The following is a 12,999-nucleotide window of genomic DNA, read 5'->3' on the forward strand; positions in this document are numbered from 1 at the left end:
TTGATCCTGCTAATGATTGCTAGCCTCGTGCTGCCGACCTTCGGCGGTGTGGCTTTCAGCATGCCGGCACAACCTTGCCCGATGCAGAGCGCCGATCATCAGGGCCATGCAATGGTCGATGCTCCGTGCTGCGAGCAAATGGACACGTCTGATGGGGTGGCCAATAAGTCCCCCTGCAAATCCGGCCAGGAATGCAAGACCGGAGGACTTCTCCAGACCACCGTGATCAAGAGCATATCCCCTCTCCCCTCACGCCCCGAGATATTGCTGACCCAGTCGGTGATTAAGCGAGAGCCCGCAGGACTCTGGCGCCCTCCTCGTTTCGTCTAATGCCGTGATCATCCCGCGCCTTACAGTCAGGCGCATCGTCGCGACCACGTTTCGTAGCTGCGACCTCGATCAATCGCATTGGAGGCGAAAGCATGTCCGCTTTCCTTTTTCCACGCCGTGGCTATCTCGGCGTGTTGGCTGCCGCATTCTGGGCAGCTCCCTGGCTTGCCGCGCAGGCACAGCCCCTAACCTTCGAACGAGCCCAAGCTCTGGCCGAACAGAGTGCCCCTGAGAACCTCGCGCGCCAGGCGCAGGTGGCATCGGCACAGCAGGCTGTAGGGCCCGCAGACGCCTTGCCCGATCCCAAGCTGATTATAGGCATCGACAACCTGCCGATCGAAGGCCCTGACCGTTACACACTTAATCGTGACTCCATGACCATGCGCCGCATTGGACTCATGCAGGAGGTACCAAACGGCGACAAGCGTCTGGCCCGTCGCCAACTGGCCGAAGCCTCCATGACGCGGGCCGAGGCCGAACAGCGTGCCATGCAGTTGGAAATCAAGCGCCAGACGGCAGTGAGCTGGCTGGATGTGTACTACGCCGAACGCAGTGTTGGCCTCTTCGATCAACTGGACCGTCAGATCGAGATGCTCCGCTCGACCGTGCAATCGCTGATTGCCGGCGGTAGTGCTCAGCCTGGCGAGCTGTTGCAGGCCGACCAGGAAGCTTTGGCGTTACAAGATCGGCGAGATGAACTGAATCGCGATGTGGCAGTAGCTCGTGCCAAGCTGCGCCGCTGGATAGGCAACGAGGCTGACCAGCCTTTGCAAGGAGGTGTTCCCAGTCTGAACCTGGTGGCACCGCACCTGCAGCAACGCATTGCCTCACACCCTGAGTTGCGCGCTGCCTCCGCCCGAGTCGGCGAGGCTAGCGCCGAGCTGAACGAGGCCATCGCCGAGAAGACCCCCGACTGGGGTGTTGAGTTTGCCTACAACAATCGCGACAACCAGTTCGGCGATATGGTGATGGTGCAATTTACCTTCGACCTGCCGTTGTTCGTAGGCACACGTCAGGGGCCCAAGATCAACGCCAGACAACAAAGCGTGTCGCAGATGGAAGCCGAGCAGGAAGCATTACTGCGCGCCCATCAGGCTGAGCTGGAAGGCGGTATTGCCGAGCTTGAGCAACTGCGCAGGACCTTGTCACGCACCGAAAAAACCTTGATCCCGCTTGCAAGCAAACGTGCCGATCTCGAACTTGCCGCTTACCAGGCCGGCAACAGCCAGCTGACATCCGTCCTCACCGCCCAGCGCGACCTGATCGAGGCTCAGCTACGGCAGATTGAACAGCAGCGCAAGCTGAGCCAGCTCTCCGCAAGCCTGTACTACGCCTATGTGGAGGGACTGAAATGAAGATATCGGCATTTGGTTTTGCGGTCGCCTTGCTGGCCGTGGGCATTGGCGCGGCGGGCGGTGGCTACTGGCTGGCCCAGCGGCAAGCCAAACACGAGATCCTGCCTAGCTCCGCACCGACGGACGAGCGCAAGGTGCTCTATTGGTACGACCCGATGCAGCCTGAGCAGCGCTTCGATAAGCCGGGCAAGTCACCTTTCATGGATATGGAACTTGTCCCTAAATACGCAGGATCCGAGCAGGATCCGTCTGTCCTGAGCATCCCCGCTCAAGCCGTGCAGAACCTCGGAATGCGAACCTCGATGGTGATCCGAGGTGTACTGCCCTCGGATATCGAGGCGGTGGGTTCCCTGGCCTATAACCAGCGAGAAGTGGCGAACCTCCAGGCCCGCGCCGGCGGATTCGTCGAGCGGGTTTACGGTCGCGCCCCGGGCGATGTGCTGCCTGCCGGAGCCCCCCTGGTCGACCTGCTGATTCCCGAATGGTCCGCCGCGCAGTTGGAGTTCCTGGCGGTACTGCGTACCGCTGACACTCGCTTGATAAGTGCGGCCCAAGAGCGCCTGCGCCTGCTTGGCATGCCTCAAACGTTGATCGAGCAGGTCCGCCGCAGCGGCAGACCACGGGCGGTGCAAACCCTCACCACACCTATCAGCGGCGAGCTCCAAGCCTTGCAGGTACGCGCCGGGATGACCGTCGAAGCCGGGCAGGATCTGGCGTTGATTAACGGGCTATCCAGTGTCTGGCTCGATGCGGCGATACCCGAGGCCATGGCCGGAAGTATCCAGGTCGGGGACGAGATCCGCGCCAACCTGACGGCCTTTCCTGATCGACCGCTGCTGGGCCGCGTCATAGCCTTGCTGCCGAGTGCCGATCCGCAAACACGCACGCTCACGGTACGCAGCGAGCTACCCAACCCTGCCGGTAAGTTGCGCCCCGGCATGTTCGCCGCCGTACGCCTGAACAGTGCCGTCGAACAATCCACGCTTCTTGTGCCGAGTGAAGCCGTGATTCGCACCGGGAAGCGTGCGTTGGTGATGCTGGTAGAAGGCGATGGGCGCTACCGCCCCCTGGAAATAACCTTGGGCCGCGAGGCTGATGGGCGTCTGGAGGTGTTGTCCGGTCTTGAGGAGGGTCAGGCGGTCGTTACCTCCGGCCAGTTCCTCATCGATTCGGAGGCCAGCCTACAGGGTGTCATGGCCAGCCATGCCGAGCAGGACAATAAGAAGGAACTACATGAGGCCCATGGTGTGATTCGTGCTCTGGACGCGGAGTCAGTCACCCTGGAGCACGGGCCCTTCGAGAGCCTGAATATGCCAGGTATGACCATGGCTTTTCCATTGGTCAGCTCAGAAGTAGCTGTGGGACTTAAGCCAGGAGATCACGTACGTATCGGCGCCCGCCAGAAAAACTCCGGCCTGATGATCGAGCAGCTCAGCAAGGAAGGAGACCAGCCATGATCGCACGCCTGATCCACTGGTCTATCGGCAATCGCTTTCTGGTGCTGCTGGCGACCCTGTTCATCACCGCCCTGGGCATCTGGTCGCTGCGCAACACGCCGTTGGATGCACTGCCGGATCTGTCCGACACCCAGGTCATCATCCGCACAAGCTTCCCCGGGCAGGCACCGCAGATTGTCGAGAACCAGGTGACCTACCCGCTGGCCACCACCATGCTCTCGGTGCCGGGGGCGAAGACAGTGCGCGGCTACTCGTTCTTCGGCGACTCCTTCGTTTATGTGCTGTTCGAGGACGATACCGACCTCTACTGGGCACGCTCGCGGGTGCTGGAGTACCTCAACCAGGCGCAGGAACGCCTGCCCGAGGGTGTTACCACCACCCTTGGGCCGGATGCCACCGGCGTGGGCTGGATCTACCAGTACGCCTTGGTCGACCGCAGCGGCCAGCATGATCTTGCCCAGCTGCGGGCACTGCAGGACTGGTTCCTTAAGTACGAACTCAAGGGCCTGCCCAACGTAGCCGAAGTGGCCACCCTCGGCGGCATGGTCAAGCAATACCAAGTGCTGCTCGATCCCCAGAAGCTGGTGGCTTATGGGGTAACTCAGCAGGAGGTCGAAGCGGCGCTGAAGAGCGCCAATCAGGAAACCGGCGGCGCCATCCTGGAGCTGGCAGAGCGCGAGTACATGGTCCGGGCTTCAGGCTATCTAGAGAGCCTGGCGGATTTCCGCAATGTGCCGCTGCGGGCTTCGGCCAGCGGAGTTCCGGTGCTGCTGGGTCAGGTGGCCACCATTCAGTTGGGGCCAGAGATGCGTCGTGGCATTGCCGAGCTGGATGGCCAGGGTGAAGTTGTAGGTGGCGTGGTCATCTTGCGCTCCGGAAAGAATGCCCGCGATACCATCGCCGCGGTGAAGACCAAGCTGGACAGCCTGAAGGGCAGCTTGCCGGCCGGCGTCGAGGTGGTCACCACCTATGACCGTTCGCAATTGATCGACCGCGCCATCGATAACCTCAGCTACAAGCTGCTGGAAGAGTTCGCGGTGGTTGCCCTGGTTTGCCTGATCTTCCTCTGGCACCTGCGCTCGTCGCTGGTCGCGATCATCACCCTGCCCCTGGGCATCCTGATGGCCTTCATCGTCATGCGCTACCAGGGCGTCAATGCCAACATCATGTCGCTCGGCGGGATCGCAATCGCCATCGGCGCCATGGTCGATGCCGCCGTGGTGATGATCGAGAACGCGCACAAGCACATCGAGGCCTGGAAGGCTCGACACCCCGGTGAACCGCTTCAGGGCGAGGCGCACTGGCGGGTGATCGGCGAAGCTGCGGCCGAGGTCGGGCCGGCGCTGTTCTTCAGCCTTTTGATCATCACCCTGTCTTTCCTCCCGGTCTTCACCCTGGAGGCCCAGGAGGGTCGCCTGTTTGGCCCGCTGGCATTCACCAAGACCTATGCCATGGCTGCCGCTGCTGGCCTCTCGATCACCTTGGTACCGGTGCTGATGGGCTATTGGATTCGTGGGCATATCCCCAGCGAACAACAGAACCCCTTGAATCGTTGGCTGATCGGTGCATACCGGCCGGTGCTGGAGTGGGTGCTGGCTTGGCCTAAGGTGACCCTAGCGCTGGCCTTGCTAGTGTTTTTGTCCAGTCTCTGGCCCCTCAGCAGACTCGGAGGAGAGTTTCTACCGCCGATGGACGAGGGCGACCTGTTGTACATGCCATCAGCCCTGCCCGGCTTGCCGGCCAGCAAGGCCACCCAGCTGCTGCAGCAAACCAACCGGATGATCCTCACGGTGCCCGAAGTGGCACGGGTATTCGGCAAGGCCGGGCGAGCAGAGACCGCCACCGATCCAGCACCGCTGGAAATGTTCGAGACCACGGTGCAGTTCAAACCACGCGATCAATGGCGCGCGGGGATGACACCCGAAAAGCTGATCGAGGAACTGGATCGCGCGGTAAAAGTTCCGGGGCTGTCCAATATCTGGGTGCCGCCCATCCGCAACCGCATCGACATGCTGGCGACGGGGATCAAGAGCCCCATTGGGGTGAAAGTGTCCGGAACCTCCTTGGTCGACATCGAGCGCATAACGCGCGATATCGAGGCCGTGGCCAAAGAGGTGCCTGGGGTGAGTTCGGCCTTGGCAGAACGCCTTACTGGCGGCCGTTACGTGGACATCCAGATCGATCGACTGGCCGCGGCGCGCTATGGCCTGAGCATCGCCGATGTGCAGGCGGTGGTATCGGGCGCCATCGGCGGCAGCAATATTGGTGAGACGGTTGAAGGACTGGCCCGCTTCCCGATCAACCTGCGCTATCCCAAGGAGTGGCGAGACAGTCCGCAGGCACTACGGCGTATGCCGATCCTCACGCAAGCCGGCCAGCAGATCACCTTGGGCACCGTCGCCCAGGTTAGTCTGACCGAAGGGCCGCCAATGCTGCGCAGCGAGAACGGGCGTCTGTCCGGTTGGGTCTATGTCGATGTCCGTGGGCGCGACCTGGCATCGACCGTGCGCGAGTTGCAGCAACGCGTAGCTGAGCAGGTACAACTCGATGCTGGCATGACCGTCTCCTACTCCGGTCAGTTCGAGTTCCTGGAGCGCGCCAATGCACGGCTGGCCTGGGTGGTACCGGCGACCTTGTTGATCATCTTCGTGCTGCTTTACCTGACCTTCAGCCGCTTCGGTGAGGCCCTACTGATCATGGCAACCCTGCCCTTCGCCCTATCGGGCGGCATCTGGCTGCTCTACTGGTTCGGCTTCAACCTGTCGGTTGCCACTGGGGTCGGCTTTATCGCCTTGGCCGGCGTCTCGGCGGAATTTGGGGTGATCATGCTGCTGTACCTGAAGAATGCCTGGCATGCACGTATGGATGCCGGGCGCAGCGGTGACCCGGCACTACTGGAGGCAATTCGTGAAGGCGCAGTGCTGCGCGTGCGGCCCAAGGTGATGACGGTGGCCGTGATCATCGCCGGCCTGTTGCCAATCCTCTGGGGCGGAGGTGCCGGATCTGAAGTGATGAAGCGCATCGCCGCGCCCATGGTCGGCGGCATGATTACCGCGCCGCTGATGTCCATGTTGGTTTTGCCGGCCGCGTACTGGCTGATGCGAAGGCAGCGTACACAGAAGGTTCGCGCACCGCAGGAGCTATAGCTTTACAAACCCGGGCAAGCCACGCGCCAAGCTGACTCGCCCGGGTAACGCGGCAGGAAGCATTACGGCGATGTAACTTTGACTTCATTTTTATGACAGGTTGAGCGGATATATTTTAATCACCACTTTGAAGGAGTGATTAAACATGAAAAGCCTCAAAGTTATTGCAGCCCTTGCCGCTATGGTTGTTTCCTCTGCCACTCTGGCAGAAGGCGGCGCTGATCGTGTTTATGGTCGGATGATTCAGGCCAATGAGCAGGCCATGCAAGAGTATGCTGCCGCTAACGGAAAGAATCCGCCTGAAGTTATTCATTACCGCTACGGCATGAAACTCGATATCGCCAGGGTCGTGGCCACTACCCCGACGGACTCTAGCTGCGGTGTGATGCCGGCCCAGATGACCTACGAGGACTCCAATGGCGATCTGAATATTCTTGAATACCGGGCAGCCGGGACAGGTTGCCGTAATCAAAACTAGATAAATGACATCGCGCTGACTGAAATGTAATTTCCAAGTCACCCTGACGTTATTTGGCATGTGGAAATATGACCAAGGCGTGCCTGGCTATGCCCGGCGCGCTTGGCACATATATGCGACCACACAATGACAACTGCCAATAACATCAGGAGCATTTATGAATAACAGAACCCTGTTAGGACTTTCTCTGCTCACTCTGAGCGTCAGTACCGGGCAAGCTGCGATGGCCGCCGGCGAGAAAGGCTAGGGATTTATCGAAGGCAGCAGCCTGACCATTCTCAATCGAAATCTCTACTTCAACCGCGATTTCCGTAAAGGCCAGTCCAGCAGCTCGGGTAATGGCTATTCGGAAGAGTGGGCGCATGGCGTGATAGGCAGATTCGAGTCTGGTTTCACCGAGGGCACCATAGGCTTTGGTGTCGATGCCTTTGCCATGCTAGGGCTCAAGCTTGACACCGGCGACGGCCGTTCTGGAGCAGGCGGCTCAGTCGACGTGATGCCTTACAACAGCCTCGGGCAGGCTGAGGACAACTACTCAAAACTGGGGGGCGCGGTGAAAACTCGGTTCATGGATACCGAGATCAAGGTAGGCGACGTCTTTCCTGTCAGCCCTGTCGTCCAATACGGTGATGCGCGGCTTTTACCGGAGAGTTTCCGAGGTATCACCGTGCTCAACAGCAGCGTGGAAGGACTGTCGCTTCAAGGCGGTCGCCTCCACTCGATGAGCCAACCCAATACCAGCAGCATGCGCGACGGCTTCGCTACCTTCTACGCAGGCGAAGTGGACTCGCCATGGATCGCCTATTTCGGTGGTGATTACACGCTTAATGACAACGTCGGCTTTAGTCTCTACACCAGCCGCCTCAAGGATGCCTGGAATCAATATTACGCGGGCACCACGCTGAGCTACCCGCTTGCGGACGATGTCGCCTTGATCGGCGGGCTGAACTACTACAAGGCGGTCGATGAAGGGAAGCAGCTCCTCGGGAGCTTCGATAACAACATCTGGAGCGGCAAGGTCGGCATCCAATTCGGCGCTCACACAGTACTGGTGGGTCTCCAGCGCAACAATGGCGATGATGACTTCGATTACTTGCGCCAATCGGACTCCATCTACCTCGACAACTCCATCCAGTACAGCGACTTCAACTCGCCGAAGGAGAAGTCATGGCAAGTGCGCTACGACCTGGATATGGAGTCTTTCGGTGTGCCTGGGTTGAGCTTCATGACTCGATATGCCCAGGGCTGGGATGCCGACTACAGCAAGGCCAACGAAGTCTATATGCGCCGTGATGACAACGGCGATCCGTTGACCAACCAGAAGCGCTGGGAGCGGGACATCGAGGCCAAGTACGTTGTGCAGACTGGATCACTGAAGGATATGTCTTTCCGTGTTCGCCAAATGACCACTCGCGCGACCGATTACGAGTCGGATCTGGATGAAGTCCGCCTGATTGTCGAGTACCCGCTGGAAGTTCTCTAACCCTGGCAAGCGGGCGGGTTGATTGCCCGCTCGCGCCTTGGTCCTGCTGTCCCCTCGTAGTGCTCCTTTGGTTTGGAGACAGCCCTTGGCGCCCTCGGGCGCCTTTTTTACTTAGGTTAAAGGGCGTATGAAAAAGAGTCGGCCACTACACACAAGCGGCCGTGCTGGCAGGCAGTACTACTGAGCGGGATATTCTGCAACGACCTGATCAGACCCCGCCTTGGTCAAGCCAATGACCTGGTAGGCATGCTGTACGCCATCGACTTCCATACCGGGGGAGCCCGCCGGCATCCCGGGAACAGCGATGCCCACGAGATCATCGCGCTTGGTGAGCTCGATGACCTGAGCCGCCGGCACATGACCTTCGACGAACTTGCCGTCAATCACCGCGGTGTGACAAGACGCCAACCGCGGCGCAACGCCCAGACTTTGCTTCACTGCCGACATGTTGCTTTCGACATGGTCGACGACTTTGAAGCCATTCGCTTCGAGGTGTGAGATCCACTTCTTGCAACATCCGCAATTAGCATCACGATGGACATCAATCGTCAGGGCATCAGCGGCTTGAACTCCAGTTGTGACGGAGAGAGCGGCCAGCAAGGCCAGATATTTAGCTTTCATGCACGTGCTCTTTGCCATCGGCGTGGGTGTGGGTCTTGGGCGAGGCATTCGGAGTTTGCTCGGAATGATGGTCTCCGCCGCTTGGGGCGGCCTCATCCCCGGCATGGTGATCATCGCCACTCATGTCCGAATGGTGACCTGCCTCAGGTGCGGAGCCACCCTCGCTATCAGTAGCCGCGGCATCGTGATGGCCAGGCTCTCCGGCATCACCTGTTCCATGATGGTCTTCGCCACCGCCGCTATTGCCATGATGGCCAGGCTTGTTGTCGCCGTGCTGACCTTCATGATTGTGCATTTGCGTTTCCCCACCACCATGCTGATGGCCGCCACTGGATGCGACGAGTGCTTGGTATTGCTTGGCATCCATCGTCGGCAATTGGTCAATGAAGGCAACCATGCCCCAGATGTACTCATCGCCCATGCTCTTGCCCCACGCAGGCATACCCGTTGCCTTGATGCCATGCTTGATCACCCAGAACGCTGCTGACGGATTGCCATCGACACCGATCTTGGCGAGGTTGGGAGGCGCAGGGTAAAGCGATTGGCTTAGCTCGGTCTCCGCCACACCTGGCGCCAAATGACAGCCGATACACATGGAGTTGTAGTTGCCCGCACCGGCGCGAATAAGAGCTTGATCATCCAGGTTGGGAACCTCGATGTCCCGCGAACGGACTTCGATAGAGCGGTCACGGGCCATCGTGAGAAACGCATGCACTGCAGGAAAATGGGGATCGTCGGCCCCCACGTTGACCACGCCAAAGTAGGCGCCGGCCAGGACAGCTGTGCTACCGACCACGCCGGCCGCCACCAAAGTTTTAATTGTTCTTTTCATGTCAGGTTCTCAAAACCACATCCGGATACCGGCGACAAAACGCGCCTCGTCTACATCACCGCCCTCGTCGCGCACCATGTCTGCCGTGTTGCCATAGGAGCGGCTCCAGGAAACCCCGATATAGGGGGCAAACTGCCTGACAATCTCGTAACGCAGACGCAAGCCGAGCTCGGTATTTGCCAACCCAGACCCCACACCTCGCTCAGGATCGTTCTTGCCGTAGAAGTTCATTTCGGCAGTTGGCTGGAGAATCAGCCGGTTGGTCAGCAGAATGTCGTACTCGCCCTCCAGTCGGGCAGCAGTTTGGCCATTCTCGCCGACGAAGGCCGTGGCTTCGGCCTCAAAGGCGTAAAGCGCCATGCCCTGGATACCGAAGGCGGCCCAAGTCTGCGGCGACTCCGGTTTGAAGTCCTGGCGAACGCCCGCGACGACATCCCACCAAGGGCCGATCGAGCGGCCGTACAGCAGCTGTAATTCAGCATCCTCGGTCACGCCGTTGGTACGCTCGCCTTCGGAGCGGAACCAGACCCGGTTGATATCACCGCCTACCCAGCCCGACGCATCCCAGGCCAGGGTGCTGCCCTCATCTGCGTCCTGGTATTCGAGCTGATCGAGCAGGAAAAAACTGTTGATGGCGCTGTCGTGAACCTTGTGGCCAGGTAATGGCGGGAAAGCCGCTTGGCGATCAGCATCCGTCAGAACGGGAATCGGCGTACGGCTGGTGGTTCTCGGGGCTTCAGCGGAGCCATGGTTCATCTTTGAATGATCCATGCCCTCCATCTGTCCTTGCATGGCGCCATGCCCCATCTTGCTGTGATCCATAGCCTGGGCCTTCTCTTGGCTCTGGCCGTGGCCCATCTGGCTATGATCCATGCTGCCCGAAGCACCCTGCATGGCACCATGGTCCATCTTGCTGTGATCCATGCCCTCCATCGGCGCTTTGGTAGCGCCGTGGCTCATCTGGCTATGGTCCATCGACATGGTGCCGTGCCCCATTGCCGAATGATCCATTTCTTCCGCAGCCAAAGTAACGCCGCCGCTGAACGCACTCAGCGACACAGCCAGCGCCAAGAGAGATGGACGTGAAAACCTAGTGGTCATGGTTCGAACCTGCTTCGGCTTCGGTGCCGCCATGCTTATCCATCATGTTTTCGTGATTCATGCCGTCATGCTTCATGTCTCCGTGATCCATGGCGCCATGATCCATCTGCTGGCCAGCGGCCTTGTCTTTCGATTGATCTGCAGGCTTGTCACTGGCGTCGGGCGCAGCCGACTCGGCAGCATGTTGTTCGTGCTCGCTGTGCCCCTCACCTGCCAATGACGTCGGCGCGTGCAGAACAGCCAAAAGACTGAACATCGCTGCGCTGCCAAACAGGGCATTACGCTTCATAAAAGTACTCATCAGAAATCTCCTTTACTCATCCACACGGACTTCACGGAACATGCCCATTTCCATGTGGAGCAACAGGTGGCAGTGATAGGCCCAACGTCCCAACGCATCGGCGGTCACCCGATAGCTGCGCTTGGAACCTGGCGGCATGTCGATGGTGTGTTTACGCACCAGGAAATTGCCGTTCGCATCCTCCAGATCACTCCACATGCCATGAAGATGGATCGGGTGAGTCATCATGGTGTCGTTGACCAGCGTGATGCGAACACGCTCGCCGTACTTGAGGCGCAGAGGCTCGGCGTCAGAGAACTTGATTCCATCGAAGGACCAGGAGAATTTCTCCATATGCCCGGTGAGGTGCAGCTCGATGGTGCGACTTGGCTCACGCCCGTCCGGATCAGGGAAGGTGCTGCGCAGGTCAGAGTAAGTCAGGACGCGCCGGCCGTTATCACGCAGGCCGATACCTGGGTCGTCCAGCTTGTGCGTCGGCGTCATGGTCTGCATGTCGACCAAAGGATTGTTGGTCTCTGAGGCCGGGTGTGCCTGCATGTTGCCAGCCATGCCAGCCATGCCAGCCATGCCAGCCATGCCCGAATGATCCATTCCAGCCATCTGGCTGTGATCCATGCCGGCCATGCCACCCTGCATGCTCCCATGATCCATGCCCGCCATACTGCCGTGGTCCATTCCGGCCATGTTCCCGTGATCCATACCGCCCATGCTGCCGTGATCCATACCCATGTCGCCCATGGCAATCAGCGGACGCGGGTCGGGGCTGGGTACTGGTGCACTCAACCCCTCCTGTACAGCAAGGGTGCCGCGCGCATAGCCAGTGCGGTCCATGGATTGGGCAAACACGGTATAGGCCTGTTCGCTGTCTGGTTCGATGATCACGTCGTAGGTCTCGGCCACGGCGATACGGAACTCTTCGACGCTGACCGGTTTGACGTGCAGACCATCGGCCGCAACCACAGTCATCTTCAGGCCTGGGATGCGCACATCGAAATAGGTCATAGCCGAGGCATTAATGAACCGCAGGCGGATCTTTTCGCCTGGTTTGAATATGCCGGTCCAGTTGCCATCAGGTGCCTGGCCATTCATCAGGTAGGTGTAGGTGTAGCCACTGACGTCAGCGAGATCCGTCGGGCTCATCTTCATCTCGGCCCACATCTTGCGATCGGCTACGGCGGCGGACCAACCCATCTCGCTTACGTCATCGATGAAGTCACCAACGGTGCGTTTGTGCTGGTTGTAGTAGTCCGACTGTTTCTTGAGCTTGGCCAGTACCCGCGTTGGATTTTCATCCGTCCAGTCGCTCAGCAACACGACGTAATCACGGTCGTAACTGAAGGGCTCGGGCTCCTTGGCATCGATGACCAGCGCGCCGTATACGCCGACCTGCTCCTGCAGCCCCGAGTGACTGTGATACCAGTAGGTACCGTTCTGGTTGACCTTGAACTTGTACTCATACATGCCGTCAGGGGCGATGCCATGGAAGCTCAGGCCAGGAACACCATCCATGTTCGCCGGCAGGATGATGCCGTGCCAATGGATGGAGGTGTCCTCCTTGAGGCGGTTGCGCACGCGCAATGTGACGGTATCGCCTTCGCGCCAACGAAGAATCGGCCCAGGGAGCGAGCCGTTGATGGTCATGGCCGTGCGCGCTGCGCCGGTGATGTTCACCGGGGTTTCACCGATGAATAGGTCGAATTCGTTACCAGTCAGTACGTTGGGCTGGCCGGGGCTGTTCACCGCCCAGACCGGCGTGCGCCACATGCCCATGCCGCCGAGAATACCGGCGGCGGCGAGGCCTTTGACGAAAGTACGTCTTGTGGTTTTGCTTTGCATGCCGTTATGTCCAATCCGTCAGATGAGCCGGTGATATGCATCCGGTCTCGGGTTCATTG

The 12,999-nt window shown here is 59.6% G+C and carries 9 protein-coding genes and 1 pseudogene; 5 read left to right on the forward strand and 5 right to left on the reverse strand.

Annotation, left to right across the window (positions count from 1 at the left end; translation table 11 throughout):
* Positions 1 to 422: 422 nt before the first annotated feature.
* The 5 genes and pseudogenes from V0R59_RS13375 (at position 423) to V0R59_RS13395 (ending at position 8,249) form a co-directional block, all read left to right on the forward strand.
* Positions 423 to 1,685, forward strand: coding sequence for a TolC family protein (locus V0R59_RS13375; protein WP_004374627.1), 1,263 nt, complete (start codon positions 423 to 425; stop codon positions 1,683 to 1,685).
* Complete coding sequence (locus tag V0R59_RS13380) at positions 1,682 to 3,142, forward strand: efflux RND transporter periplasmic adaptor subunit (protein WP_004374629.1); 1,461 nt, start codon at positions 1,682 to 1,684, stop codon at positions 3,140 to 3,142. The genes V0R59_RS13375 and V0R59_RS13380 overlap by 4 nt, the downstream gene beginning before the upstream one ends.
* A complete protein-coding gene (locus V0R59_RS13385; RefSeq protein WP_004374632.1) occupies positions 3,139 to 6,288 on the forward strand; it encodes an efflux RND transporter permease subunit in 3,150 nt (1,049 codons plus the stop codon). The genes V0R59_RS13380 and V0R59_RS13385 overlap by 4 nt, the downstream gene beginning before the upstream one ends.
* A gap of 145 nt (positions 6,289 to 6,433) precedes the next feature.
* A complete protein-coding gene (locus V0R59_RS13390; protein ID WP_004574339.1) occupies positions 6,434 to 6,766 on the forward strand; it encodes a DUF2790 domain-containing protein in 333 nt (110 codons plus the stop codon).
* Between the two features lie 157 nt (positions 6,767 to 6,923).
* Positions 6,924 to 8,249, forward strand: a pseudogene (locus V0R59_RS13395) (OprD family porin).
* A gap of 177 nt (positions 8,250 to 8,426) precedes the next feature.
* Here V0R59_RS13395 and V0R59_RS13400 read toward each other — a convergent pair.
* From V0R59_RS13400 to V0R59_RS13420, 5 genes are read right to left on the reverse strand one after another with little or no spacing between them, the layout of a single operon-like run.
* Complete coding sequence (locus V0R59_RS13400; protein WP_004574337.1) at positions 8,427 to 8,870, reverse strand: DUF411 domain-containing protein; 444 nt, start codon at positions 8,868 to 8,870, stop codon at positions 8,427 to 8,429.
* Positions 8,860 to 9,702, reverse strand: a complete 843-nt coding sequence (locus V0R59_RS13405; protein WP_330074752.1) for a c-type cytochrome — start codon at positions 9,700 to 9,702, stop codon at positions 8,860 to 8,862. Before V0R59_RS13405 ends, V0R59_RS13400 begins: the two co-directional genes overlap by 11 nt.
* Before the next feature lie 9 nt (positions 9,703 to 9,711).
* Positions 9,712 to 10,803, reverse strand: a complete 1,092-nt coding sequence (locus V0R59_RS13410; protein ID WP_004374649.1) for a copper resistance protein B — start codon at positions 10,801 to 10,803, stop codon at positions 9,712 to 9,714.
* On the reverse strand, positions 10,793 to 11,104 hold the full coding sequence (locus V0R59_RS13415; RefSeq protein ID WP_004374653.1) for a hypothetical protein: 312 nt from the start codon (positions 11,102 to 11,104) through the stop codon (positions 10,793 to 10,795). The genes V0R59_RS13410 and V0R59_RS13415 overlap by 11 nt, the downstream gene beginning before the upstream one ends.
* Positions 11,105 to 11,116: 12 nt before the next feature.
* On the reverse strand, positions 11,117 to 12,940 hold the full coding sequence (locus V0R59_RS13420; RefSeq protein WP_330074753.1) for a copper resistance system multicopper oxidase: 1,824 nt from the start codon (positions 12,938 to 12,940) through the stop codon (positions 11,117 to 11,119).
* Positions 12,941 to 12,999: the final 59 nt, after the last annotated feature.

Source organism: Pseudomonas ulcerans (assembly GCF_036324125.1).
GTDB classification, from domain to species: domain Bacteria; phylum Pseudomonadota; class Gammaproteobacteria; order Pseudomonadales; family Pseudomonadaceae; genus Aquipseudomonas; species Aquipseudomonas ulcerans.